General features: G+C 60.1%; 18 protein-coding genes. 11 read left to right on the top strand and 7 right to left on the bottom strand.

The genetic code is table 11. The annotated features are described in order from the left end of the window. Window positions 1-16: 16 nt before the first annotated feature. The gene (locus ABJM11_RS05460; protein WP_348295899.1) at window positions 17-1183 is read right to left on the bottom strand and encodes an acyl-CoA dehydrogenase family protein; all 1167 of its coding nucleotides are present in this window, start codon (window positions 1181-1183) and stop codon (window positions 17-19) included. A 9-nt stretch (window positions 1184-1192) separates the two neighbouring features. Further along, window positions 1193-2683, bottom strand: coding sequence for a CoA-acylating methylmalonate-semialdehyde dehydrogenase (locus tag ABJM11_RS05465; protein WP_348295900.1), 1491 nt, complete (start codon window positions 2681-2683; stop codon window positions 1193-1195). 149 nt (window positions 2684-2832) lie between these two features. On the opposite strand from ABJM11_RS05465, the gene ABJM11_RS05470 reads away from it, so the two are divergent. The 4 genes from ABJM11_RS05470 (at window position 2833) to ABJM11_RS05485 (ending at window position 6430) form a co-directional block, all read left to right on the top strand. Next, complete coding sequence (locus tag ABJM11_RS05470; protein ID WP_348295901.1) at window positions 2833-3708, top strand: AraC family transcriptional regulator; 876 nt, start codon at window positions 2833-2835, stop codon at window positions 3706-3708. Window positions 3709-3810: 102 nt separating this feature from the next. Then, window positions 3811-4866 carry an NAD(P)-dependent alcohol dehydrogenase gene (locus tag ABJM11_RS05475; protein WP_348295902.1) on the top strand — a complete coding sequence of 352 codons (1056 nt, stop codon included), beginning with the start codon at window positions 3811-3813 and terminating at the stop codon, window positions 4864-4866. Window positions 4867-4988: 122 nt separating this feature from the next. Continuing rightward, window positions 4989-5804: a crotonase/enoyl-CoA hydratase family protein gene (locus ABJM11_RS05480; protein ID WP_348295903.1), complete on the top strand. Its 816-nt coding sequence runs from the start codon at window positions 4989-4991 to the stop codon at window positions 5802-5804. Next, window positions 5801-6430 (top strand): metallophosphatase domain-containing protein, encoded by a 630-nt coding sequence (locus ABJM11_RS05485; RefSeq protein WP_348295904.1) that lies wholly within the window; start codon window positions 5801-5803, stop codon window positions 6428-6430. Before ABJM11_RS05480 ends, ABJM11_RS05485 begins: the two co-directional genes overlap by 4 nt. 10 nt (window positions 6431-6440) lie before the next feature. Here the strand turns inward: ABJM11_RS05485 and ABJM11_RS05490 are convergent, their stop codons facing one another. Next, the gene (locus tag ABJM11_RS05490) at window positions 6441-6980 is read right to left on the bottom strand and encodes a glutathione peroxidase (protein ID WP_348295905.1); all 540 of its coding nucleotides are present in this window, start codon (window positions 6978-6980) and stop codon (window positions 6441-6443) included. Window positions 6981-7049: 69 nt separating this feature from the next. Between ABJM11_RS05490 and ABJM11_RS05495 the strand changes: the two genes are divergently transcribed. Genes ABJM11_RS05495 through ABJM11_RS05510 form a run of 4 tightly spaced genes read left to right on the top strand, consistent with a single transcriptional unit; the run spans window position 7050 to window position 12657 of the window. After that, the gene (locus ABJM11_RS05495) at window positions 7050-8756 is read left to right on the top strand and encodes a VRR-NUC domain-containing protein (RefSeq protein ID WP_348295906.1); all 1707 of its coding nucleotides are present in this window, start codon (window positions 7050-7052) and stop codon (window positions 8754-8756) included. Then, window positions 8753-11032 (top strand): ATP-dependent DNA helicase, encoded by a 2280-nt coding sequence (locus ABJM11_RS05500; RefSeq protein WP_348295907.1) that lies wholly within the window; start codon window positions 8753-8755, stop codon window positions 11030-11032. Before ABJM11_RS05495 ends, ABJM11_RS05500 begins: the two co-directional genes overlap by 4 nt. Before the next feature lie 56 nt (window positions 11033-11088). Further along, window positions 11089-12105, top strand: coding sequence for an LLM class flavin-dependent oxidoreductase (locus tag ABJM11_RS05505; RefSeq protein WP_348295908.1), 1017 nt, complete (start codon window positions 11089-11091; stop codon window positions 12103-12105). A gap of 21 nt (window positions 12106-12126) precedes the next feature. Then, entirely contained in the window at window positions 12127-12657 is a 531-nt protein-coding gene (locus ABJM11_RS05510) for a YqiA/YcfP family alpha/beta fold hydrolase (protein WP_348295909.1), read from the top strand. A gap of 11 nt (window positions 12658-12668) precedes the next feature. Here the strand turns inward: ABJM11_RS05510 and ABJM11_RS05515 are convergent, their stop codons facing one another. Genes ABJM11_RS05515 through recC form a run of 4 tightly spaced genes read right to left on the bottom strand, consistent with a single transcriptional unit; the run spans window position 12669 to window position 22595 of the window. Continuing rightward, window positions 12669-13127, bottom strand: coding sequence for an META domain-containing protein (locus tag ABJM11_RS05515; RefSeq protein ID WP_348295910.1), 459 nt, complete (start codon window positions 13125-13127; stop codon window positions 12669-12671). Window positions 13128-13162: 35 nt separating this feature from the next. Beyond that, on the bottom strand, window positions 13163-15301 hold the full coding sequence (recD, locus tag ABJM11_RS05520; RefSeq protein WP_348295911.1) for an exodeoxyribonuclease V subunit alpha: 2139 nt from the start codon (window positions 15299-15301) through the stop codon (window positions 13163-13165). Further along, complete coding sequence (gene recB / locus ABJM11_RS05525; protein WP_348295912.1) at window positions 15298-18999, bottom strand: exodeoxyribonuclease V subunit beta; 3702 nt, start codon at window positions 18997-18999, stop codon at window positions 15298-15300. Before recB ends, recD begins: the two co-directional genes overlap by 4 nt. Continuing rightward, a complete protein-coding gene (gene recC, locus ABJM11_RS05530; RefSeq protein WP_348295913.1) occupies window positions 18996-22595 on the bottom strand; it encodes an exodeoxyribonuclease V subunit gamma in 3600 nt (1199 codons plus the stop codon). Before recC ends, recB begins: the two co-directional genes overlap by 4 nt. Before the next feature lie 183 nt (window positions 22596-22778). On the opposite strand from recC, the gene dctP reads away from it, so the two are divergent. From dctP to ABJM11_RS05545, 3 genes are all read left to right on the top strand, one after another. After that, a complete protein-coding gene (dctP, locus tag ABJM11_RS05535; RefSeq protein WP_348295914.1) occupies window positions 22779-23807 on the top strand; it encodes a TRAP transporter substrate-binding protein DctP in 1029 nt (342 codons plus the stop codon). A 108-nt stretch (window positions 23808-23915) separates the two neighbouring features. Next, window positions 23916-24509 carry a TRAP transporter small permease gene (locus ABJM11_RS05540; protein ID WP_348295915.1) on the top strand — a complete coding sequence of 198 codons (594 nt, stop codon included), beginning with the start codon at window positions 23916-23918 and terminating at the stop codon, window positions 24507-24509. A 34-nt stretch (window positions 24510-24543) separates the two neighbouring features. Beyond that, a complete protein-coding gene (locus ABJM11_RS05545) occupies window positions 24544-25827 on the top strand; it encodes a TRAP transporter large permease (protein ID WP_348295916.1) in 1284 nt (427 codons plus the stop codon). Window positions 25828-25837: the final 10 nt, after the last annotated feature.

A 25837-nucleotide genomic window follows, 5' to 3' on the forward strand; every position in this document is an offset into this window, starting at 1 on the left:
CTGTTATTCGATGCTGTTATTGGATAGCCTCGGCAACACCCGGCTCGAGCAGCCGGCGGGCCACGATCAGCCTCATGATTTCGTTGGTGCCTTCCAGTATCTGGTGTACCCGAAGATCGCGGACATAACGTTCCAGCGGGTATTCGCGGATGTAGCCATAACCGCCGTGAAGCTGCAATGCCTCGTTGCACACGTCAAAGCAGGCATCGGTGGCAAAGCGTTTGGCCATGGCGCAATGGAGGGTGGCCTCGTTGTCGCCCTGGTCGAGCCGGTAGGCGGCCAGACGAACCATCTGCCGGGCGGCCACCAGGTTGGTGGCCATGTCCGCCAGCTTGAACTGCAGCGCCTGAAACCCCGCCAGGGACTGGCCAAACTGCTCCCGTTCGTGCATGTAGTTGCGGGCCCGCAGCAGGGCGGCATGGGCGCCACCGATCGAGCAGGTGGCGATATTCAGGCGGCCGCCGTCCAGGCCCTTCATGGCGATCATGAAGCCCTGGCCTTCCTCACCCAGCCGGTTATTGGCCGGCACACGCACGTTTTCAAAGGTAATCTGGCGGGTAGGCTGGCTGTTCCAGCCCATTTTTTCCTCGGCCTTACCGTAGTGGATGCCATCGCTGTCGGCAGGCACCACAAAGGCACTGATGCCCTTCGGGCCGCTGTCCGGCGCGCCAGTCCGGGCCATCACCACCAGCATCTGGGTGGCGCCGGCACCGGAGATAAACACTTTGCTGCCGCTAAGCAGGTAGCTGTCGCCGTCCCGGGTGGCCTTGGTGCGCAGGTTACCGGCATCGGAGCCTGCACCGGGTTCGGTCAGGCAGTAGGAGCCCAGCCATTCACCGCTGGCCATGCGCGGGGCGATCTGTTTCTGGATGTCGGCGTTGCTAAATTGCGCCACCATCCAGGTCGCCATGTTGTGGATGGTGATGTAGGCGGCGGTGGAAGGACAGGCAGCCGCGAGCTCTTCCACGATCACGCTGGTATCCAGTCGTGACAGCCCCATGCCACCCTGGGCTTCCGGGGTATAGATGCCGCAGAAGCCCATTTCGCCGGCTTCTCGGATCACTTCCACCGGGAACACATGGTCCGCATCCCATTTCGCCGCGTGGGGCGCCATGGCCTTTTCCGCGAAGGCCTTCGCGGCCTCGCGGAAAGCCAGCTGATCTTCTGTCAGATCAAAATTCATGGGTTCTCCTTACCGCATGCGGATGGAGAAGTTGGTTTCAGCAACCGCGTCGCTGCTGAACCAACGGGCAGTAATAGTCTTGGTCTCGGTGTAGAACTTCACCGCCTGCTTGCCGTAGGCATGCTGGTCACCGTAGAAGGACCCCTTCCAGCCGGTGAAGGAGAAGAACGGCAGGGGCACCGGAATGGGTACGTTGATACCCACCTGGCCTACTTCGATTTCATGCTGGTAGCGGCGTGCCGCACCACCGGAACTGGTAAAGATGGAGGTGCCGTTACCATACGGGTTGTCGTTCACCAGAGCGATGGCATCCGCCAGAGTATCCACCTCCATGCAGGACAGTACCGGGCCGAAAATCTCTTCCTTGTAGATGTCCATGTCCGGCTTGACGCCAGAGAACAGTGTGGGGCCAACCCAGTTCCCGTCCGGCAGGCCGTCAACGGTGCAGTTACGACCGTCCAGCAGCAGGTTGGCACCTTCCTGCTCACCGCGGGTAATCAGTGATTCCACCCGCTCTTTCGCTTTCTGGCTGATGATCGGGCCATAACTGGCAGACTTGTCATTCCAGGCGCCCGGCTTGACCGACGCCAGGGCTTCCTTGACTTCCGGAATCCACTGCTGGGCCTCACCCACGAAAACCGCTACGGAAATCGCCATACAACGCTGACCGGCGGCGCCCACAGACGCACCTACCAGTGCTTTCACGACCTGGTCCTTGTCGGCATCCGGCAGCACGACCATATGGTTCTTGGCGCCGGCAAAACTCTGAACACGCTTCATGTTGCGGGTACCGGTTTCGTAGATATAGCGACCCACGGGTACGGAACCGACAAAGGACACCGCCTTGATCGCCGGATCCGTCAGCAGCACATCCACCTGTTCCTTGCCACCATGAACTACTTGCAGCACGCCCTTGGGGGCACCGGCTTCCTCAAACAGCTCGGCCAGGCGCATGGGCGTCAGCGGGTCCTGTTCGGACGGCTTGAGAATAAAGGTGTTGCCGCAGGCAATGGCCATCGGAAACATCCACAGCGGAATCATCGCCGGGAAGTTGAACGGCGTGATGCCGGCACACACACCCAAAGGCTGGGTGTAGGAATAGGTGTCGATTTCACGGGCCACGTTCTCAACGGTTTCACCCATCATCAGGGACGGAATATTGGCCGCGTGTTCCACAACCTCAATGCCGCGCCAGACATCGCCCTTGGCATCTTCGAAGGTCTTTCCGGTTTCACTGGACAGAATCTCGGCGATTTCGTCGTGATGCTCTTTCAGCAGCGCCTGGTAACGCATCATCACCCGGGCACGCTCGGAAACCGGCGTCTCTTTCCACGCCTTGAACACTTCACCGGCATTATCGATGGCACGGCGCATTTCCGCGTCCGTGGTACAGGGTGCGCGGGCAATCACCTCATTGGTGGCAGGATCGGTAACGTCAATCCACTGGTCAGTCTGGCTTTCGACAAACTCACCAGCGATATAAAGGGGTACGTTTTTCATAGCAATGTTCCCTGTCATTGTTGTAGGAATGGGGTCTTATGCCCTCAGGTTGTCATCGATCCTAGCACAGCCGTCCGCCGCTTCATGATTGACTAAGTTTCGACCATGATGGATTATCTTTCGATACATCAGGAATGCAGGCAACGATTATGACCCGAACCTCCCAGTGGCCGGTGCCGCCAGACAGCATCCGCTACGTCATTCCGGACCCGGTAATACGCAGCCTGTCACGGCACCCCCTGACCCGCGATCTTTACCCCCTGGCCTTTGGCCACTATCGCCGGGCGGCGGGCCACCACATGCACCGCGAGCACCACAACGACGATCTTTTGATTCACTGCACGGAAGGTGAAGCCTATCTGAGCGTGGAGGACGAACCCTGCGTGGTCCGGGCCGGTGATCTGGTACTGATACCCGCCGGGGCTGCCCACCGATATACCGCTGCACCGGAGAACCCATGGACAATCCATTGGGTGCATTATGCCGGACCGCTGGCGGAAAATTTCCGCCAACACATGGGGTTTACAGACGGCATATGCATTCAGCACATCGGGAGGCAGCCGCGGTTACTGGTGGATTTCAACGGCTTGCTGTCGGTTCGGCAAACCGGTTTCCGCACCCCCGGCCTGGTGCATGTGGCCAACCGGTTGCGGCAGTTGCTGGCAGCCGTTCCTCTGAGCGTTGGCGAAGCCGGCCATGCCCAGCAGCCGGACCTGGACATCATCCATAACTTCATGCGGGAACATCTGGACGAACGCATCACTCTCGGCCAGCTGGCGGACCTGACCGGCCTCTCTCCCGCCCATTTTGCCACCCGCTATCGGGCGCTCACCGGGGTTTCCCCGATACAGCATTTCCTGCACCTGAAAGTGGAGCAGGCCTGTCAGTTGCTGGATACCACCGACCACTCCTTCACTCAGATCAGCAGTACGCTTGGCTATGATGACAACTATTATTTCTCGCGCCTGTTCAAGAAAGTCATGGGCCAGTCTCCCACCGATTACCGGCACACTCACCGTCACTAACATTCTGTTAATGCGTGGCGTTTATGGTTGAAAATCTGAACCCAGCCCGAAACTAGTGCGTATGGCTTCGAACACTCATTGGCAATGAAGGACACACTGACCATGGCGAATACGAAAGCTTACGCAGCCAAATCCGCAGGCTCGAAGCTGGCACCTTTCAGTTTTGACCGTCGCGAGCCGCGCCCGGACGATGTCTCCATCGAGATTGATTACTGCGGCGTATGCCACACCGATATCCACTTCGCCCAGAATGACTGGGGCATGACTGAATTTCCGGTAGTGCCGGGACACGAGATCATCGGCAGGGTTACCGCTATCGGCCGCGACGTAACACGCTACAAGGTAGGTGACACGGTAGGTGTTGGCTGCATGGTGGATTCCTGCCGAAGCTGTTCAGCCTGTGAATCCGGTCTGGAACAGTATTGCCTGGAGGGCATGACCGGCACCTACAATGGCGAAGATCGCCACGACGGCTCCATCACCTATGGCGGCTACTCCGACAACGTGGTGGTCAGTGAGAGGTTCGTGGTCAAGGTTCCGGAAAAGCTGGACCCGGCCTCAACCGCCCCCATACTCTGCGCCGGCATTACCACCTACTCCCCCCTTCGCCACTACGGCGTGAAGGCCGGCGATAAAGTCGGCGTCATAGGTATGGGCGGTCTTGGCCATATGGGCGTGAAATTCGCCAAGGCACTGGGTGCGGAAGTCACCATCTTCACCCGTTCCGAAGCCAAGGTTTCCGAGGCAAAGAAGCAGGGCGCGGACCATGTGATCATCTCCACTGACGAGAACCAGATGGAAGCGGCCGCGGAGGCCTTCGACTTCATGCTGGATACGGTACCCGTACAGCACGACCTGAACCCGTACCTGAACTGCCTGAAGTACGACGGCACCCACATCCTGGTTGGCCTGCTGGAGCCAGTCGACCCTGCATTGCAGGCCGGCGCCCTGGTGATGAAACGCAGGGTGCTGGGCGGCTCACTGATCGGCGGTATGCCGGAAACCCAGGAAGTGCTGGATTTCTGCGCCGAGCATGACATCACCTGTGATGTGGAGATGCTCGATATCAACAATATCAACGAAGCCTACGAGCGCATGAAGAAAGGCGATGTGAAGTATCGCTTCGTGATTGACATGAAAACCCTTAAAGCCGCCTGATGAAACAGGCCGCCAGCCCCGCTGGCGGCTTGCCTACCCGGCCTGGTGTGGTTATCTTGCAGAGTACACAGCAGTATCTCTGGTTTTCAGACCCGATAACAATAACCACCAGGAGGCCCCCTGTGACACGCCCCCCCGTTTACACTGAAACCACTGGCGCTGTTGTTACCATTGTTATAAACCGCCCCGATAAACGTAACGCCGTTGACCGCAAAACCGCGAACGCCCTGCACCAGGCCTTTACCGACTTTGAACAGAATGGTGAACTGAAAGTGGCCGTGCTTTGGGGCGAAGGCGGCAATTTCTGTGCGGGTGCCGACCTGGAAGCCGTCGGCGACCCGGAACGGCGCAACGACATTGAAGCCACAGGCACCGCTGCGGGCCCAATGGGCCCATCCCGCATGGCGTTGTCGAAACCTGTCATTGCCGCTGTATCCGGATATGCGGTTGCCGGCGGCCTGGAACTGGCGCTGATGTGCGACCTGAGAGTGGCGGAGAAAACGGCAATATTCGGTGTGTTCTGTCGGCGCTGGGGTGTACCTCTGATTGACGGCGGCACAGTGCGCCTGCCCAGGATCGTCGGCCACGGTAATGCGATGGACATGATCCTGACGGGCCGCCCCGTCAACGCTGATGAAGCCAAAACCATGGGCCTGGTCAACCGGATTGTACCGGATGGCCAGGCCCGACCTGCTGCAGAAGCACTGGCTGCGGACATCGCCGGCTTCCCCCAGAAGTGCCTGCGCGCCGACCGGTACTCCGCCATTCACCAATGGGATATGAAAATGTCCGATGCCCTGGCCGCGGAAGGTGCCGGGGGCTATCCTGTGGTCTTTGAAGAAGCTATCGAAGGCGCCGGCCGGTTCGCCGGCGGCGCCGGACGACACGGAGCTTTCAATAAATCCAGCAACCCTGACAAACCCGACGAGCCTTCATGAGACTGGTCTGCATATCGGATACCCACAGCATGCACCGCCAGGTACAGGTGCCGGACGGCGACATCCTGATCCACTCCGGAGACTGCCTGGGCGTGGGAACCCTTGAGGAACTGGAAGACCTGGACGCCTGGTTTTCCGAACAGCCGCACCGCCACAAGATCCTGATTGCCGGCAACCACGACTGGTGCCTGCAGGATGAACCGGCGGAGGCAGAAGCCCTGATCAGAAACGCTATTTACCTGCGCGACAGCGGTGCTGAGATAGAGGGACTGAAGTTCTGGGGCAGCCCCTGGACACCGGTGTTCTTCGACTGGGCTTTCAACCTCGCGCGCGGCCCGGCCATCGCCGAGCGATGGGAACAGATTCCTGGCGATACCGATGTCCTGATCACCCACGGCCCTCCAGCGGGCATTCTTGACGAAGTAATCACAGACACACACTCCCAGTCGGTCGGGTGCGACGACCTGACCCGGGAACTGGAGCGGTTACGGCTGAAAATGCACGTGTTCGGACATATTCATGAGAGCCATGGTCATCTCAATCTGAATGACTGCCTGTTCGTTAATGCCAGCACCTGCGACGGCAGTTTCAAACCGCTGAATCCGCCAATCGTCGTAGACCTGTGAGAGCTCCGGCTCAGCGGTCCGCAACGACCCGCTCAACGGCACTGCGAAGTTCAGGGGCATCCGGTTTGATACGACTTGGAAACGCATCCACAACCTCGCCCCGGGCATTCAGCACATACTTGTGAAAGTTCCAGCGGGGCTGACTGCTCTGGCTGTTGATGGCCCGGAATACCGGATTGGCTTCGCCTCCGGTCACCGCCGAGGGCGCAATCATGGTGAAACTGACGCCAAAATTAACGAAGCAGACGTTGGCAGCCTCTTCCTCGGTAGCCGCCTCCTGGCGGAAATCATCACTGGCAAACCCAACCACTACCAGGCCCTTGTCGCTGTACTCCTTGTGCAGGGCTTCGAGCCCCTCAAACTGCCCGGTGTAGCCACAGCGGCTGGCGGTGTTGACCACCAGCATGGGTTTACCGGCGGCGATGTCGCACAGGTTGACGGAATCCGACGAATGCAGCTTTCGCAGGTCATGATTGAGGAAGGCCGGGCACTCAGCGGCCATCACCGACGCTGAGGACAAGATACAAATCACGGCAATCAGGGCTCGCATATCGGCTTCTCCATAGGGCATCATCAGTGATCATTCTATGCTTACGCTCCGGCCAGCAAAACAGTTTCTATGACGCCCGTATCAGCTCCAGATTCCTCCATTCCCGGCACCGCCGACCTGGACAATCCGCTGTACTATCTCGAAAACTTCGAGACAGTCGTACGCTGGGTACGCCGGCACCACAGTGATTTGCTGACCGTAGAAGAAACCGGGCACATAGACAGCCTGCTGGCGCTGAACCAGCCGGAGCGGGCACTGCTGGCGCGGCTGGTGATGCGCACGGGCGAGTTGTTCCGGGTGGAAAAGCTTAGCTATCCCGAGTTAGGCATCCCGGTGGCTGACGCCGCCAGCGGATTGTCGCGCAGCGGCTGGATTGATGACGCCCCCGACATCTCCCTGGCTGAGGTCTTTCGCCTGTTCACCCTTGCCGAACTTCGCCCTGACCTGGCGGCCCGGATCTCCGCGACTGGCTTGCCGGCCGCTGCCGCCAAGGGACTACTGAAGGACACACTGATCCCGCTGCATCCAGCCCCCGCTCCCGTGAAACACTGGCTGCCAAGCCTGCCCACCCGGGTAATCCGGCTGAACCACATGGCCCTGTTTGATCGCTTGAGGCTGATGTTCTTCGGTAATCTGCGCCAGGGCTGGTCCGATTTCGTGCTGGTGGAGCTGGGTCACCAACAATACGAAAAGGTCCCCCTCTCTGCCGAATCCCGCGCCTTTGACGAGCGCGACGATGTGGATCGCTATTTGGTCATGCATCACTGCCGCGAACGCCTGGACAACGGCGAAGCACCGGAAACCGTCTGGCAGGACGTGCCGGCCGCCTCCGACAACTCCTGGCTGGAAAGTCGACGCGGCCGCTTATTGTTTGAACTCGGCAAGCTGGCGGAGCGTGGCAGGAACACTGAGCTGGCACTGGCCGCCTATGAGCAGAGCGGCCACCGTGAGGCCCGCCTGCGGCAATTGCGCCTGATGGAACGGCTGAAGCGATACCGCGAAGCCTGGCAGCTAATCATAGCCGCCGGTAAGCAGACAAGGTTTGGCGCGGAAGAAAGAGGTCTTGAACGCATCCAGTCACGCCTGGCCAAAAAACTGGGCAAAACCCTGCCTCCACCATCCACACGCCCGGTGCTGACAGCCTTTACCCTGGAGCTGGACAATCCGCAGGACCAATCGGTGGAGTGGGTGACCATGGAACACCTGGCTCAGCCGGAAGCCCCCGTTGCCTATGTAGAAAATACGCTGATCAACGGCCTGTTCGGACTGCTGTGCTGGCCTGCCGTATTTGCCCCCGTGCCCGGGGCCTTCTTTCACCCATTCCACACCGGACCGGTGGATCTGTACCGGGAAGATTTTGTGGCACAGCGGCAAGCACTTTTTGACGAGTACCTGAGCAGCCTGGCCACCGACGAGTATAAAACCAAGATTCGCAACACCTGGCGACAGAAACAGGGTATCGCCTCACCCTTCGTGATATGGCCGGTGCTGTCGGAGGAATTACTGGATCTGGCCCTTGAGTGTATTCCCGCCCACCACCTGGAGCTGATGTTCCGGCGCCTGCTGGATAACCTGCGGGAGCACCGCAGCGGATTCCCCGACCTGATCCGCTTCCATCCCGGCCATGCTGATCCGAACGGCCGCTACGAAATGATCGAAGTGAAAGGCCCCGGCGACCGGCTGCAGGATCACCAGACCCGCTGGCTGGAGTTCTGCGTGGAACACGGCATTCCCGTGTCCGTTTGCTATGTTCGCTGGAACGGGGCGGCGGAATGAACGACCTCAGGGTTGCGGTGCGAACCCTCTGCGAGTTCGCGGCCCGTAAAGGTGACCTGGACTTGCGCTACACGCCGGCACCCACGTCGGAAGAAGGCATTGCCGGCCATGGCGCCGTGCAGGCACGTCGCGGGCCAAGGTATCAAAGCGAGGTTGCACTGGCCGGCCAGTGCGGCAATCTGATGGTCAGTGGTCGTGCCGACGGGTACGACCCGATTGCCGGCCGGCTGGAAGAAATAAAGACCCACCGTGGCGACCTGTCACGGGTACGGGAAGCCCAGCGCACCCTCCACCGGGCGCAACTAAGGGTTTACGGGGCACTTCTGTGCCGTCAGGAAAAACTCAAAACCCTTGAGCTGTCCCTGATCTATTACGATGTGGGCAAGGACAAGGAAACCCCCGTCAGCGAAACGGCCAGCGCCGACGACCTCTGGCAGGAACTGGAACAACTATGCGGAATCTACAGCGGCTGGGCGGAACAGGAGGCCAGTCATCGGCAAAAAAGGGACCTGGCCCTGCGACGGCTGACATTTCCCTTCCCTGACTTCCGCCCCCGGCAACGTGTCCTGGCGGAGACGGTCTACAAGAACTCCCTGCGCAATCAGTCGTTACTGCTGGAAGCGCCCACCGGCCTGGGTAAAACCCTGGGCACCCTGTTCCCGGCGCTAATGGCCATGCCGGCAGCATCACAGGACCGGCTGTTCTACCTCACCAGTCGCAACACCGCCCGCCACCTGGCGGTGGATGCCGTGCATCTGTTGCGGGATAAACAACCCGAATCGCTGCCATTGCGGGCCCTGGAACTGGTGGCCAAGGACCACGCCTGCGAACACCCGGACAAAGCCTGCCATGGCGACTCGTGCCCACTGGCCAAAGGCTTCTTCGACCGACTGCCGGAGGCCCGGGCGGAAGCGGCCAGCCACACCGGCGCCCTGACTCAACCGGTATTGGCCGACATTGCCAGCAACCATGGTATCTGCCCCTATTTCCTGGCCCAGGAAATGGCCCGCTGGTGTGATGTGGTAGTGGCCGATGTGAACCGCATGTTCGACCAGTCCGCCCTGCTTCACGCACTGGTTCGGCAGAATGACTGGAAGACCAGCCTGCTGATTGACGAAGCCCACAACCTTGTGGACCGGGCCCGGGGCATGTACTCGGTGGAACTGAGCCAGGCGCGCCTGCTCAGGATTCGTAAGCAGGCACCCAAGGCCCTGAAACCCAAACTGGATGGTGTTTCCCGGGCCTGGCAATCGGTCATCCGCGACCATGCCCCGGAGATCCGCCGTGAACCGGTGATACTGGATAACGTGCCCGGTTCACTCACCGGCGCCCTGAACCGTCTGGTCTCTGCCATTACCGACTACCTGGCGGACAACCCTCCGGATCTGGCATTGCAGGAACTGATGTTCGAGAGCCTCGCCTTTACAAGGCTGGCTGAGGTTTTTGGTGATCATTCCCTGTGCGAACTGGTCAGGCCCGGTCGTGGCAAGGCACAACTGGCCATCCGCAATCTGATCCCGGCGGATTTTCTCAGGCCCCGTTTCGAGGCGGCCGACAGTACCCTGATGTTCTCGGCGACCCTGTCACCCGGCATCTACTACCGGGACCTGCTGGGCATGCCTGAAGACACCTGTTTCCAGTCTCTGCCCGGCCCGTTTTCGGCCGAACAGCTGGAAGTCCACTTCACACCCAGGATCAGCACCCGACAGGCAGACCGGGAACGCTCTCTGGCGCCCATTGCCGACATTATCGCCCGACAGTACCGGGACCGGCCGGGCAACTACCTGGCCTTTTTCAGCAGCTTTGCCTACCTCAACCGCGTGCGCGACGCCCTCGCCGAACGGGCGCCGGACATTCCCCTGCGGGCCCAGCAACCGGGCATGTCCGGCGAGGAGCGGACCGCGTTCCTGGATGATTTCCGGGAGGACAACTCCGGCGTTGCCTTTGCGGTACTTGGTGGCGTCTTCAGCGAAGGCATCGACCTGCCTGGAGACCGCCTGATCGGCGCCTTCGTGGCCACCCTGGGTCTGCCCCCGTTTGACGCCTGGCACGAGATCCTGCGACAGCGACTGGAACAGCGCTTTGGTGCCGGCCAGGCGTATACGTATCTGATCCCCGGCCTGCAAAAAGTGGCCCAGGCTGCCGGCCGGGTGATCCGCACATCGGAAGACCGGGGTGTGATCTGGCTGATTGACGACCGCTTCCTGCGCCCCGACATCCGCCAGTTACTGCCTGGCTGGTGGATGCCGGACGGCAATACCGGCCACTCCTTATAGCGGCATGCCCGCCGGTTTTTGTTATGCTGCGGGATAGTTCAGAACCGGAGCATACAATGTCGCAGTCTTCCAACGCCCAATCCCCGGCACAATCCCCAGCCTATTCGCTTCTGGAGCTGGCATCGGTCCGCGAAGGCGATTCCGTCGGCCAGACCCTGGCCAACAGCGTGGCCTATGCCCAGCATGCGGAAAGCCTCGGATTCCAGCGCTTCTGGTTGGCCGAGCATCACAACATGGAAGGGATCAGCAGCTCCGCAACAGCGGTGCTGGTGGGCCACATTGCCGGTGCAACCCGAACCCTTCGCGTGGGCTCCGGCGGCGTCATGTTGCCCAACCATCCTCCCCTGGTGATCGCCGAGCAGTTCGGCACACTGGAAAGCCTGTACCCGGGACGGATCGACCTGGGCCTGGGCCGTGCACCGGGCACTGACCCGATTACCAGCCGCGCGCTGCGCAGGGAAGGCCTGGGGGCAGAGCAGTTCCCGGAGGACGTTGCCCGCCTGCAGGCATTACTCGGCCCGCTTCAGCCGGGCCAGCCGGTAAAAGCCATTCCCGGTGCCGGCACCAACGTGCCCATCTGGCTGCTGGGGTCCAGCCTTTACAGCGCCCAACTGGCCGCCATGCGAGGGCTGCCCTATGCCTTTGCCGGCCATTTTGCGCCGCGGCTCTACCGCGAAGCGATCCAGACCTACAGGGATAACTTCCAGCCTTCCGCGCAACTGGACAAACCCTACGTCATTCTGGCCGTCCCGGCCGTTCCGGCAGATACCGACGAGGAAGCGCAGTTCCTGGCAACCACCAGTTATCAGCGCATTCTGTCGCTGTTCCGGGGTCAGCCGTTGTGGATGCGCCCGCCGGTGAAATCCATGGATGGCCTGTGGAACAGCGGTGAGAAGGCCAGCGTAAAGGATTTCCTGGCACTGCAATTACTGGGCAGCGAGGACAGCATTCGCAAGCAGTTGAAGCGATTACATCAGACTGTGGAAGTGGACGAACTGATGTTCACCGTAGACCTTTACGACCCCGAAAAGCGCCGGCACGCGCTGGATATTCTTGGTGCAACCCGACACTGAACCTGCCCACCGGAGGTAACCATGGCGACATCTGACATTCACGTATTCCTGTCCCACGGGCTGGAGAGTGGTCCCGGCGGCACCAAGGTGCAGGCTCTGAAAGCCGAAGCGGAAACCTTCCCGGGAGTCACCGCTATGGCACTGGACCATCGCAGTACGAAAGTGCCGATGGAACGGTTGCAGCAAATGAAAGAGGCCATGACCGAAGCCGGAGCCCACCCGGAACGCACCATTCTGGTGGGGTCCAGTATGGGTGGCTGGGTCTGTGCCCGCACCAGTGCAGAAACGCCGGTCCTGGGCTGTTTCCTGCTGGCCCCGGCGCTGGCAATGTCGGCCTATCCCCAGTCAAGCCCGCGGATTCAGGCCCGGCATGCCCAGATCATTCATGGTTGGGACGATGATGTGGTGCTGCCCATGCCGGTGATCGAACTGGCACGGGAACAGAAGCTTCCACTGCTGGTATTGCCTGACGGGCACCGGCTGGAAAACAGTCTGGATCGCCTGGTGAGTGAATTCAGAATCTTCATGGCCGACTGCCTGTCTCCAAATTGACAGACAGCGAGCTACTTCATTCGGGTGGCCTCGAATACCGCCAGCTCTTCTCCGGCCTCATCCAGTAACCGGAGCTCGATGCCTTCCAGGTTGATGCCTACGGTCTTTGCGAATGCGGCAAACAGCAACTCTTCAGTAAGGTTATCCGGGCATGCCATAAGCGTACTGCTCATCGAGTCAAACAGCAGGTGTTCGCCGGTTACCCGGTAGTCACCCATATACTGATTGCAGCCACTGAACCCACTTACCCGGCCGTCGTCCAGGAACAGTATATGGGGCTTTTGCTGGCCCTCCGTATCCGGCACTGGCTCTCCGGCAACGCTCACCAACTGCCAGTAGGTATTGGTCAGCGGCATTGCCACGACATCCCTGCCCGGCGCCTCCGTCGCAGGCGAACTTACGCAACCGGCCAGCACCAGCATAGCGAACAGCATTGCCACATACCCTGCCGTCTTCATTGAATTTCTCATTCCACTCCTCCCTGTTGCAGCCTGGCAAAGGCCCTTCACGCCAGCAGCCCGGCCAGCCCTGACGCCCTGATCACCCCACGCCCTGCGGCTGCTTTCAATACCCCTTCCTGGCTCGCCACCAGGCTCAACCAGTGGCGGGCCCGGGTGATACCGGTATACACCAGTTCCCGGGTCAGCACTGGAGTCAGGCGGTCCGGAATCACCAAGCAGGCATGGGTAAATTCCGATCCCTGGGATTTGTGCACCGTCATGGCGTACACCGTTTCCAGCGACTGCAGTCGACTGGGGGATATCCACCGAATGCTGCCGCTGCCATCATTGGAAGGAAACGCCACCCGGAGCGTTTCCACCGACGCCCCGGCCTCGTTGCGATCCCAAGGCACACTCAGGGTGACACCGATATCGCCATTCATCAGGCCCAGATTATAGTCGTTTCCGGTGATCAGTACCGGACGGCCCTCGTACCAGCCCTCGGTTCGCTCGATAAGACCGGTGCCGCGCAACCGTTCGGCAATGTCACGGTTCAGCCCTTCCACGCCGAACGGGCCCTGGCGCAGAGCGCAAAGAACCTTGAAGTGGTTGAATGCGCTCAGCACGTCGTTCGCCCATGCATTCCAGTGTTCGCTGGCGTCAGTTCCACTGCCGGCGGCGGGGCGGTGGTTCCGGATAATGCGCAGATAATGGCCATAGCCCACCGGAGGCTCAACGGGTTGGCCGTTGATCTGGCGCCCCTGGCCACTATTGTAAAAACGTTCCGGGCTGCCGGTGAGGGCGTGGTCCTCAAGTGATGCCAACCACGCCACGTCTTCGAAAGCCTGCTCCCGGCACTGACCAAGCAACTGCCCGCCCAGCTTTCCGGCATTGGTGGCCGAGGCCAGCACACCGATACCGCTGCGCTGATCAAAGCGATAGCTCTTGCGCAGCATCGCAACCGCCTGGTCCAGAGGCACACCGTCAGAATCGGTCAGTTCCGGCGGTAGCTGACAGCCGGTCACCGCTTCCAGCCATTGGGCAGTCTCGGGCCAATAATGCGCTTCTTCGGCGCGCTGGCAGAGCTCCCCCAGTACCGCGCCTGCGTCCACTGACGCCAACTGGTCCTTATCACCCAGCATGATCAACCGAGCTTTTGCCGGCAACGCCGCGAACACCGAGGCCATAAGGTCCACATCCACCATGGAGGCTTCGTCAATCACCAGTATATCCAGTGGCAGGGGGTTGTCTTCATTGTGACGAAAACTTCGCGAACCAGGCCGGCTCCCCAACAACCGGTGCAGAGTGGTGACCTGGGTGGGAATTGCGGATTTTTCGGGCCGCCCCGGCAGATTCTCAAGGGGCAGGCGGTCAACCGCGCCGCCGATGGACTCGCTCAGCCTTGCGGCGGCCTTGCCGGTGGGGGCTGACAGGCGAATACGAAGATAGGGGCTGACTCCACTGCTGGCATTTGTTTCACAGGCCACCGACTGCAACGCGGCCAGCAGGTTCACTACAGTCGTTGTCTTGCCGGTTCCGGGGCCACCGGTGATCACACTGAAACGGTTCCGGGCGGCCAGGGCACAGGCCAGCTTCTGATAGTCCGGTTCCCGGCTGCGTCCAAACAGCGTATCCAGCGCCCGTGCCAGCAGGGCTTCGTCCGTCAATTCGGCACGATGCTCAAGGCGATCCCGGATACCCGCAGCAATGACCTGTTCGTAACGCCAGAACCGGCGCAGGTACAGCCGCGGGCCATCCAGCACCAGGGGCGTCGACTGCTCGCCATTACCGACCGCGCAGCTGTTGCTGAGGCTGGTCAGCAATTCGTCTGCACTGATGTCTGCAAACAGCTCCGCCGGCCGCAGGCTGCCTTCCGGGAGCGACCCGACTCCTTCCGGGGGCAGTACCAGAGTGGGCTCAGTAGACTGGCAGAGGTGTTTTATATCGAGGCACACGTGCCCGCGTCCCACCTGGTGAGAGACCATCGCCGCCAGCAACGCCAGCATGGCCGAAGGTTGCTCACCCTGCTCACTGACAATATTGCAGACAAAGGCGGCAAAGGCGTGATCAAGGGCGCGGATCCACTCGCGCTCCACCCAGTCGTCGAGCAGAGCCAGTGCCTCAGTGACGTTTTCAGGTGCGGTGGCCGGTTGCGCCGGAGGAGCGTCGAACAGGTCCTGAATGTATCCGCTCTCACCCGTCATGCCGCCGTCTCCCGCTGGCCACTGAACAGCTGGTCCAGCTCTTCGATCAGGGCCCGGCCCGGCCGTTCGGTAAAGGCGCCGGCACGGGGCGCGTCACACCCGCGCAGGAACAGGTAAACTGCACCGCCGACGTGGGTATCATAGTCATAGTCCGGCAGACGGGACTTCAGCAGCCGGTGTAACGCCAGCAGGTAGATGACGTACTGCAGGTCATATCGATTCTCGAGGATTTTACCTTTCATGGCATCCGTTACATAGGCCTGATCGTTCTCGCCCAGATAGTTTGATTTGTAATCCAGCACGTAATAGCGGCCATCGTGTTCAAATACCAGGTCTATAAAGCCCTTGAGCATGCCGTTGAAAGTGGTCTCCAGGGCTTCCGGGCGATGCTCGCCATTGAGGGTCTGGTCTCGAACCAGTTCGTCCATGTCGCGGGTGTTCACCTGATGACTTTCAAACCAGAACTCCAGTTCGGAGCGGTAGGTGTCCAGGCCCGCGAGCGAGCAGACGCCTCTTCCGTCCGGAAGCGGGATGTCCCTGGTAATCAGTGTGTGCATCCAGGCTTTCAGGGTATCCGCCCAGTCGCTCCAGTTGCGCAGTTTGCAGCGACGTTCCAGCAACTCGTAGAGTTCAGCGGGCTCCTCGGCTACCTTGCGGAATCCTCGCTCAGCACACCACTCCAGAATGTCGTGGAGGAAAGTCCCGGGGCCGGCGCCCCTGGGGAAGCTGTGCTGGTTAAAGGAAAGGGGGCCTTGCGCGCTTACTTCGGAGGCCACTTCGGCGCCTGAAGCTTCATCTTCCTCACGGAGGTTCTCCTGCTCCGCGTCTTCACTGGCCGGCGCGAAGTCGTCACCAAAACCACTGCGTGCGCCATAGGTAATCGCGGAATAGCTGGCAATCCACCAGTTCTCCCTTGCGTCCCGTGTAGGCTCCAGGGCGCTGCCCAGCTCCGGCTCGGCTTCGCCTGCGTAAACATCGTCTCCCGGCTCAGGCACCGGGGCCACCTCGATTGCGGGCTCTCCGGATGCCACGGCCTGCAGGAAAGGCGTCAGGTCTGTATCCTCGTCGTTGGCCGTCTGGCCCACCAGATGGCCCAGCCCACTCCGGCGCCAACCCTTGATGCCGGCGGCACCCACCCAGGTGGCGTGGCGGGAGCGGGTGAGCGCAACATAGAATTTGCGGATATCCTCACCCAACCGTTCACGGTCGGCCCGCGCCAGGGTGTCGTCATCCGGTTCCAGGGATATCCGTAGTTTGCCCTCGTCGTCGTGGTACTTGATGAAGGCCTGATTCGGCTTTTCTTCACGGAATTCGGTGGCGAACGGCAGGAACACCAGCGGGTATTCCAGGCCTTTCGATTTGTGCACAGTCACCACCTTGACCAGCCCGGCGTCACTTTCCAGGCGCATGGTGCGGTGTTCATCCTCATCTTCGGACTCCCGCAGCATCTCGGTGTAGTGGTGGATCAGGGCATGCTCACCGTCCAACTGCTGGCTGTCCTGCTGCAGCAGTTCGGCAATATGCAGGATATCGGTCAATCCGCGTTCGCCGTCCGGGCCCGCCAACAGTTTTGCAGGCACTTCGTAGTCCATCAGCAGGCGCCTGAGCATGGGCAGTACGCCCTGCTGCTGCCAGAGCTCACGGTAACCCTGGAAACGGGCGATCTCCCGGTCAAGCGCATTCTCGTCGTTGAGCAGGCGGTCCAGATCCTGGTAGGCCAGGCCCATGGTGGGTGTGGCCAGCGCAGCGCGAATCAGTGACAGCTGACCGGGTTCGGCGCATGCCTGCAGCCACTGCAGCAACTCCAGCGCCTGCGCCGACTGAAGCACGGAATTACGATCTGATAGATACACGCTACGGATACCCCGGGCGCTTAAGGCCTGCCGGACAGCACCCGCCTCGTCGCGCTTGTTCACCAGGATGGCGATGTGTTCCGGCCGCAACGGATCGATGGGACGACCCTCTGCCGCGAAGCCGGCCTCACCGGCCTGCCCAAGGTTGAGCAGACGGGCAATTTCCGCCGAGCAGACATCCGCCATGGCTTCCCGGCCCGCTTCCTTGGCGATATGCCGGTCATCCGCCAGAGTCCAGAAGGTCAATGGCACCTGTGGCTTGCCGCGCACACACCATTGCCGGTCCGTACCCTTGGCGTTCACCGGGTTGAACGGCAAAGGGTTGTCGTCACCGGTGCGGAACATGAAGGCCCCGTCCGGTAATGACTGATCGGCCCGGGCAAACACGCGGTTTACGCCGTCCACCATGACCACGGCGGAGCGGAAGTTGGTGCCCAGTGTGTAGGTGCGACTGCTGACTGCGCGGCGTGCATCCAGATAGGTGTAGATGTCAGCCCCCCGGAAACCGTAGATAGCCTGCTTGGGGTCGCCGATCATCAGCAGGCTGGTATCCTGATCGTTACCGGCCACCCGGTAGACACGGTCAAAGATCCGGTACTGGACCGGATCGGTGTCCTGGAATTCATCAATCATCGCTACCGGGAACTGGCGGCGAATGGTGTCGGCCAGCCGCGCGCCCTGCGGGCCGCCCAGGGCGTCATCCAGCCGCGTGAGCAGGTCGTCAAAACCCATACTGGCAAGGCGCTGTTTTTCACTGTCCAGGCGTCGGGCAATCCAGCAGACAGCGTGGTTGAGGATATCCGGTTTGGCCACCGGCATGGCTTTCAGCGCAGGTTTAAGCTCGGCGATGGCGTCCATGGCCGGATGGTGAGGCGGCTGGTCATCGCCGGTCCATTTTTCCGCGAAGGCGTCGGCTCCCAGGGTGTCGAAGCCTTTGGGACGACTTCTGGACAGGAAATCATGGGGTTCGGCAGCATCGGTGGTGGCCCATTCCCGTAGGCAGTCCACGGCCTTCTGGATGGAATTTTTAGTGCCGCCGTGCAATGGTTTTGGTTTGCGCTTTGCGGTTTCCGCCAGTAACTCATCCAGCTCATCACACCACGCAGGCCAGGGTGCTTTCAGGTCCCGCAGCCTCTCCTCACGTCGGGTTTTGGCGGCTTCCGCGGCGGCCATGGGGTCACGCCCCGGTACAGGCAGTGCGTCCACGTGTGGCAACAGGTTACGAACGGACTGGCGCAAGCTTTCCGGCGATTTCCAGGTATCCAGCACCTCGCCCATCAACTCCGGTGGCAAGGGGTACACGAAGGTGCGCCAATAGTCCCGCACCACGTTGTCCAGCAGGTCCGTCTGGCTGGTTTCCAGGGTCTGACGGAACAGGCTACCACTATCAAAGGCGTGTTCACTGAGCATGCGGTTACACCAGCCGTGGATGGTGGAAACCGCCGCTTCGTCCATCCATTCCGCCGCCAGCAGCAGTTTGCGGCGACAGGCCGGCCAGTCCGCCTTTGGGCAGGCGTTGCGGAGGTTGACCAGCGGGTCTTTCACCGCTGAGGTGGTGTCCACGGTTTCAGGTTTGGCCGCAAAAAGCGCGGCAGCTTCGGTCAGGCGCGCCCGGATACGGTCCCGCAGCTCCTTGGTAGCAGCTTCAGTAAACGTGACCACCAGCAGGTTCGGCGGCATGATGCCCTCTCCCAGGGGCTCTTCCGCAATGCGGTGCCCGAGAACCAGCCGCACATAGAGCAGCGCCAGGGTAAAGGTTTTGCCGGTACCGGCGCTGGCTTCTATCAGCTGGCTGCCACGCAGGGGCAGGGTCAACGGGTCGAGTGTGCGAACGCTCCCGGTCATCCGGTTTCCTCCCTTTTTGCGCTGCCGGTTTTCGCCCGGCCGGCCTGCTCTGCATGCCAGAGAGGTTCGTACAAAGCGGACACCAGTTGCGGGAATTGCTCAACGGCAAACATCTGCCCGAACTCGGGGTAGGCCCTGTGCAGATATCCCCTGTCCCGGGCCAGGGCTTTGTTATAGGCTTCCTCGGCTTTCTGGAGTGCCTTGTCTTCGTGGCCCTCTCCCCTGGCCGGATAGAGGCCCCGCAGATAGGCGAACGCTGCCCCCGACTCAACCGGCAGCGGCCGTGTCTGGCCCTGCATCCAGTAATCCAGAATCGTCGCCAGGCAGTCGCTGGCGGTGGCTTTCTCCATGGGCAACAGATTTACAACCCGTTGTTCCTCCTTTGCGATGACCAGGGTGTGGAAAGCCTCAAAGCGCAGGTTCCCCGCCAGGTGCGTAACCCAGTGGTCCAGCAACGCCGGGAATCGCAGCTGACGATAGTTTCCTCCACCCTCCAGAAGATTACTACTGGCGATCACCACCCGGCAGAGCCCGCCATCCGGTCGGGTGCGCAGATCCCCGATACGGTCACTGATCGACAGAGTCTCTTCGCCACGCTCATGGTGGTATTCGAACCCGATCACCTCTTCAATGGCTTCGGGCCAGAGGGCCAGGGCCTCCTGGTAGCGCTTGTGCAGGTCCGGCATCCTGCTTTCCAGCTGCCGGGCCAGGGCATACTCCGTCAGCCCCATGCCCAGCTCGCCACGGCGGGCCATGCTGGCCAGGGAGGACTGGACGCAGTGCTCGAGCTCTTCCTCGTTATCGGCTTTCATCACCGCGTGTCGGATCAGTTCGTCTTCCAGCCGCCAGTGCTGGAGGCCATCCATTGCAAAGGCTTCGTTGTCGGTGTCCAGGCTTTCAACATCGGTAAACCGTACCTGCAGCCGACGCTGGTAGAAGACTTCCACCGGCCTTTTAAGGAAGGCGCCAAGTTCGGCCAGGGTCAGCGGGTCTGCCGGGGGCAGGTAGGGCAGCTCGGTTTGCTCTACTTCGGCGTCCCGGGACTGGTGCGCGCTCAGCCATTCGCTGTCGTAGGTGAACAGCCTGCGGGCCGCCAATACCTCGTGCACATCCGGTGAATTCTCCTCACCGGCGCCCCGGTTTTCCGCCGGAAAGTACTCGCGACTGAACGGCTGCAGTGGATGCTCAACCGTAAGGGCAGCGGAAGCTGGCTTGGCAGAAGCCTCTACCTGCCAGACCGCATCCAGATGATCCCGTAGCTGGCTCACCAACACCGAAGGGGGCCGCTCAGAGTCATCGCGGATACTGCGCCCCACCCAACTTATATAAAGCTGCTGTCGTGCCGAGAGCAGGGCTTCAAGAAACAGATAGCGGTCGTCTTCCCGGCGGGAGCGGTCCCCTGGACGGTAATCCAGAGCCATGAGGTCGAAATCCACCGGTGGACGGGAGCGTGGGTAGTCACCGTCATTCATCCCCAGCAGACAGACGCACCGGAAAGGAATGGCCCGCATCGGCATCAGGGTGGCGAAATTGACCTTGCCCGCCATAAAGCGCTGGTTGAGGCCCCCTTCTTCCAGACCTTCCAGCAGAATTTCCCGAACAATAGTGAGAGGCAGCTCCACCTGCTCCATGCCGGCGCTGTCACAATCCTGAAGCCACTGCTCCGCCTGCCGGCGCAGGCGGTTGACCAGCAGCAGCTCTTCGTCGGACAGGTCGTCGAAAAAACGCTCCAGGATTGACTGCAACCGGTCCAGCCAGCCTGACGGGGTCGTGGTCGCCCGCAGTTCGTGCCAGAGGTCTTCCAGACGGTCGATAAAGCGGCAGAGGTTGCCAGCCACACTGGCCTGCAGGCCACCGATTTCCTCATAGGGCTCAATGCCCTGCCAGGGGGTGTCGCGGCCGGTGCCATAACCCAGCAGCATGCGCCGCAGGCCGGCCTGCCAGGTGTTACGCTCAAGGCCATCGGGCAGATCCAGGCTGCTGCGATGGTCGCTGTGCAGGCCCCAGCGAATATTGGCGCCTTCCACCCACTGACGCACCAGGGGCAGGTCGCCGTCGGCAATGCCGAACCGGCTCCTGACCGCCGGTACTTCCAGCAGGCTGATGATCTCGCTGACGCCAAAGCGGCTTTCCGGCAGCGCCATCAGGGTATCCAGCGCAATCAGCACAGGCTGACGATGACGCTGGCCCTGATCAGAGATGGTGAACGGAATATAGCGGCGTGACGATGACGGATACCGGCCAAACACAGCCTGGATATGGGGCGCGTAGGTATCCACATCCGGCACCATCACAATCACATCCCTGGGTCGCAGTTCCGGATTACTGTTGAATGCGGCCAGTAACTGGTCATGAAGAATTTCCACTTCCCGCTGGGGGCTGTGGGCATTGTGGAACACCACCGAGTCATCCCGGAACGGGTCCAGAGTGCGCCCCTGCCCCAGCATCTCCTGTTGTGAGGTGAGTGAGCGGATGTCGTTCTGGATCTGATGCAGAAGCAACGGCAGCTGCGGATCGCCATGCTCCGTGAAGATATCAATACGGCCGTCCGGCGTGGCAATACGGTCCTGGTAGCTCTGGGGATTATCAAATTCATCCAGCAGGCGGATATAGTCGCGCCCCTGCTTGCCCCATGCCGCCAGAAGAGGGTTAGCGTGCTGGTGAAGGTCATCAGGGTCAGTCAGCTGTGCCAGTTTCGGGTGGGCAAGCCCCCGCTTGCGATCAGCGTTGAGCAGATCACGGTCGCTGATAATGTCGGCCCAGTAGAATTCACTGGGGTTGTGAACGCAGAGCACCACCTGGCTCACCCGACTGAGAATCGATAGCGCTTCCAGCGCCTGCTTTGGCAACGAAGAAACACCGAAAACCACAATACGTCGTGGCAGGTCGGAAGGCCTGTCAGCGGCGGTCAGCCTCTGACCTGCCTCCATGAACCTGGTGTGTATTCGTGAGCGGCTGGTACCGGCACGTTCTCCGACATCTTCCACCAGTTTGCGCCAGAGCACGGGCTGCCAGCGGAGCTCTTCGTCCAGTTCCCGGTATTCCCCCCTTGCCATCTGCAGGCGGTCGTGGCCGGCTTCCCAGTCGGCCAGCCAGTCGGCGCGGAACACCTGGTACTGGTCGAACAGATCAGCAATCTTGCCTGCCAGTTGGTAACGACGGGTTTCGGTGTCTGACCCGGCCATGAATCGTTGCAGGGGTGCGAAGACATCGTTCCCGGCAATCAACTCCGGCAGCAAACGGAACAGGCGCCAGACCAGGCGGGATTTGTCGAAGGGCGACTGCTCCGGTACCCCTGCGGAGGTCAGCACTGCCCGGTAGGCCTGCCAGATAAAGCGGGCGGGAAACAGGAAATCCATCCCTGCGGCAATGCCCATGCCGCCATTTTCGCCACCCACACCGGCGTTGAGTGGATCCTCGGCCAGGGCAAGCTTCAGCCACTGGGCAATGCCATTGCTCTGCACCAGGAAGGTTTCGCTTTCCAGTGGTGGCAGGGGGCTCTGCCGGCCGATCCAGACCACCGCCCGGCGCAGGTCTTCCAGGTGATTGGCGTGAATGGCGTGAAAGCCGGGCTCAATGGTTGGCGTCGCTGGCATACCTGCCCTGTGTGATAGTTTCGGGTAAGAATTGAAAGCCTATCACAAGTTGATCTGGCTGCCCGGACGGGTCGCTTCCGGCGCCAGGTAAATTTGCCAATTTCTTGCGAAATCGGGATTGTTTTGCCAGTCTAATAAAATGTAACAGTTCATTTCAGCAGAAAAATAAGCGGAGAGAACGCAATGAGCACCATAAGCAAGTTCAAGAAACTGGCAGGTTTTTCTGCGTTTGCCTTTGCCGCAATGACAGCGGCGAATTCGGTAAATGCGGCCAACTGGCGCTATGCACACGAAGAGTACGAAGGTGACGTTCAGGACGTATTCGCTTACGATTTCAAGGAATACATCGAGGACAACTCTGACCACACCGTTCAGGTCTACCGGTTTGGCGAGCTGGGCGAATCCGACGACATCATGGAGCAGACCCAGGCGGGCATCCTCAATTTTGTTAACCAGTCCCCCGGTTTTACCGGCTCCCTGATTCCGGAAGCGCAGATTTTCTTCATTCCTTACCTGATGCCGACCGATATGGATACGGTGATCGAGTTCTTCCGTGAAAGTGAAGCCATCAACGAGGACTTCCCGGAGCTCTATGCCAAGAATGGCCTTGAGTTGCTGAAGATGTATCCGGAAGGCGAAATGGTCGTGACGGTGGACGAGCCGGTAACCAAGCCGGAAGACTTCAACAACAAGAAAATCCGGGTAATGACTAACCCGCTGCTGTCGGAAACCTACGACGCCTTTGGTGCAACTCCGACACCTCTGCCCTGGGGTGAAGTCTATGGCGCGCTGCAGACCAACATGATCCAGGGCCAGGAAAACCCCATCTTCTGGATTGAGTCCGGCGGTCTTTACGAGGTTTCTCCGAATCTGGTCTTCACCAGCCATGGCTGGTTTACTACGGCGATGATGGCCAACAAGAACTTCTACGATGGCCTGTCTGAGGAAGACCAGAAGCTGGTCCAGGACGCGGCGGACCATGCATTCGAGAAGATCATTGATCATATTGACGGCCTCGCTGATGAAGCCCTTGAGAAGATCAAGGCCGCCAGCGACGAAGTGACCGTTACCCGCCTGAACGACGAGCAGATCGAAGCCTTCAAGGCCCGCGCACCGCAGGTCGAGGAGAAGTTTATCGAGATGACTGGCGAGAGCGGTAAGGAACTGCTGAACCAGTTCAAGGAAGACCTCAAGGAAGTTCAGAGCAACTGAACCTGAAGGAACCATTCCCGCCGGCCCTGCCCGGCGGGAATCTGTTTTAACCCCGCCCCGCCGGGGGCCTCCTACCGGTCGGGAGCAATCTGTTCTGGAGCAGAGCCCATGTCCGAGAACTCCCCGGATCTAGAAGACGATACCGGCACCTACGAGTCCGGCCTGCCCGGGTTTCTGGGAACCATTGACGAAATCATCGCCAAAGCCGAAGCCATCATGCTAGCCGTTGGCGTGATACTCATGGCTGTCAATACGTGCACCAACGTTATTGCACGCTTTGTCTTCGGTGAAGGCCTGTTTTTCTCCGGTGAAATCAACCGGATTCTTATTATTCTGATTACATTCGCAGGTATTGGCTACGCGGCACGCCATGGCCGCCACATACGTATGTCCGCGATTTACGATGCCATCCCGGTAAAGGGGCGCAAGGTGCTGATGATTTTTATTGCCCTGTTTACCTCAGTGGTGATGTTTTTCCTCTGCTACCACTCTTATGGGTACATTGAGACTCTTTATAGCCGCGGACGCATCCTCCCGGCACTGGGGTTTGAAATCTGGTGGGTCTACATCTGGGCGCCGGTAGGCTTCGCAATCACTGGCATCCAGTATTTGCTGACCGCCATCAAGAACTTCACCAGCAAGGATGTATACCTATCCACCGGTGTGATTGACGGCTACGCAGATAGCGAATCCGAGGTCTGACCCCTGCAGCTGTAAAAACAAAGGATAAAGAATCATGGCGACTATAATGATGGTGATCATGATCGGGCTGCTGCTACTGGGCTTCCCGATGATGGTTCCGCTGATTGCCGGTGCGGTGGTCGGCTTTGTGATGATGTTTGATGGCTTCGGCCAGATGGGCACCTTTATTCAGCAGATGATGGGAGGCATCCGTCCCGCATCGCTGATTGCCGTGCCCATGTTTATTCTGGCAGCGGATATCATGACCCGAGGCCAGTCCGCCGACCGCCTGATCCATATGGTAATGGCGTTTATCGGGCACATAAAAGGCGGGCTGGCAATCAGTACCGCCACTTCATGTACTCTCTTCGGCGCGGTTTCCGGTTCTACCCAGGCCACTGTTGTGGCTGTTGGCTCACCGCTGCGGCCGAAACTGCTAAAGGCAGGTTACTCCGACTCATTTTCGCTGGCGCTGATCATCAATTCCAGTGATATTGCCTTTCTGATACCTCCCAGCATCGGCTTCATTATTTACGGGGTTATCTCCGAGACCTCCATTGCCGAGCTCTTCATCGCCGGTATTGGTCCCGGCATCATGATTCTTTTGATGTTTTCGATTTATTGCCTGATCTATGCTCATGTAAAAAAGGTTCCCACCGAGGAAAAGGCCGGCTGGAAAGAGCGGGGAGTCGCCGTCCGTGAAGCGCTGTGGCCGCTGTTCTTCCCCGTCATAATTGTGGGTGGTATCTACGGCGGTATTTTCAGCCCGACGGAGGCTGCAGCCGTGTGCGTGCTCTACGCCTTCCTGCTGGAATTCGTGGTTTTCCGCTCTCTGAAACTCCCGGACATCTATCGAATCTCAAAATCCACCGGTCTGATTACCGCCGTGGTATTCATTCTGGTCGCCGTGGGCACCGGCTTTTCCTGGATCATCTCCTTTGCCCAGATTCCCCAGTCGATTCTTGACTCGGTCGGGGTCAGCGATATGGGCCCGGTCGGCGTCATGATCACCATCTGTATCGCCTTCTTTGTGGCCTGTATGTTCGTTGATCCGATCGTGGTGATTCTGGTGCTGACACCCATCTTCGCGCCGGCCATCGCTGCCTCTGGTCTGGACCCGGTGCTGGTGGGCGTTCTGATCACCTTGCAGGTAGCCATCGGATCGGCCACGCCTCCGTTCGGTTGTGACATCTTCACCGCCATAGCCATATTCAAGCGCCCTTATTGGGAAGTAATACGCGGCACACCACCGTTTGTCATTATGTTGATAGCGGCTGCCGGGCTACTCATTGCGTTCCCACAAATTGCGTTGTTCCTGCGTGACCTGGCGTTCCGTTAAAGGCTATTGA

The sequence above is a fragment of the Marinobacter sp. genome (assembly GCF_039977835.1).
Lineage (GTDB): Bacteria > Pseudomonadota > Gammaproteobacteria > Pseudomonadales > Oleiphilaceae > Marinobacter.

Excerpts from the sequence above, each read along its gene's own strand:
- ABJM11_RS05515 (WP_348295910.1), bottom strand. The coding sequence starts at position 13,127 with ATGAGAAATTCAATGAAGACGGCAGGGTATGTGGCAATGCTGTTCGCT.
- ABJM11_RS05510 (WP_348295909.1), top strand. The coding sequence starts at position 12,127 with ATGGCGACATCTGACATTCACGTATTCCTGTCCCACGGGCTGGAGAGT.
- ABJM11_RS05470 (WP_348295901.1), top strand. The coding sequence starts at position 2,833 with ATGACCCGAACCTCCCAGTGGCCGGTGCCGCCAGACAGCATCCGCTAC.
- recB (WP_348295912.1), bottom strand. The coding sequence starts at position 18,999 with ATGACCGGGAGCGTTCGCACACTCGACCCGTTGACCCTGCCCCTGCGT.
- recC (WP_348295913.1), bottom strand. The coding sequence starts at position 22,595 with ATGCCAGCGACGCCAACCATTGAGCCCGGCTTTCACGCCATTCACGCC.
- ABJM11_RS05465 (WP_348295900.1), bottom strand. The coding sequence starts at position 2,683 with ATGAAAAACGTACCCCTTTATATCGCTGGTGAGTTTGTCGAAAGCCAG.
- ABJM11_RS05505 (WP_348295908.1), top strand. The coding sequence starts at position 11,089 with ATGTCGCAGTCTTCCAACGCCCAATCCCCGGCACAATCCCCAGCCTAT.
- ABJM11_RS05500 (WP_348295907.1), top strand. The coding sequence starts at position 8,753 with ATGAACGACCTCAGGGTTGCGGTGCGAACCCTCTGCGAGTTCGCGGCC.
- ABJM11_RS05485 (WP_348295904.1), top strand. The coding sequence starts at position 5,801 with ATGAGACTGGTCTGCATATCGGATACCCACAGCATGCACCGCCAGGTA.
- ABJM11_RS05495 (WP_348295906.1), top strand. The coding sequence starts at position 7,050 with ATGACGCCCGTATCAGCTCCAGATTCCTCCATTCCCGGCACCGCCGAC.
- ABJM11_RS05545 (WP_348295916.1), top strand. The coding sequence starts at position 24,544 with ATGGCGACTATAATGATGGTGATCATGATCGGGCTGCTGCTACTGGGC.
- ABJM11_RS05540 (WP_348295915.1), top strand. The coding sequence starts at position 23,916 with ATGTCCGAGAACTCCCCGGATCTAGAAGACGATACCGGCACCTACGAG.
- ABJM11_RS05475 (WP_348295902.1), top strand. The coding sequence starts at position 3,811 with ATGGCGAATACGAAAGCTTACGCAGCCAAATCCGCAGGCTCGAAGCTG.
- ABJM11_RS05490 (WP_348295905.1), bottom strand. The coding sequence starts at position 6,980 with ATGCGAGCCCTGATTGCCGTGATTTGTATCTTGTCCTCAGCGTCGGTG.
- ABJM11_RS05460 (WP_348295899.1), bottom strand. The coding sequence starts at position 1,183 with ATGAATTTTGATCTGACAGAAGATCAGCTGGCTTTCCGCGAGGCCGCG.
- recD (WP_348295911.1), bottom strand. The coding sequence starts at position 15,301 with ATGACGGGTGAGAGCGGATACATTCAGGACCTGTTCGACGCTCCTCCG.
- dctP (WP_348295914.1), top strand. The coding sequence starts at position 22,779 with ATGAGCACCATAAGCAAGTTCAAGAAACTGGCAGGTTTTTCTGCGTTT.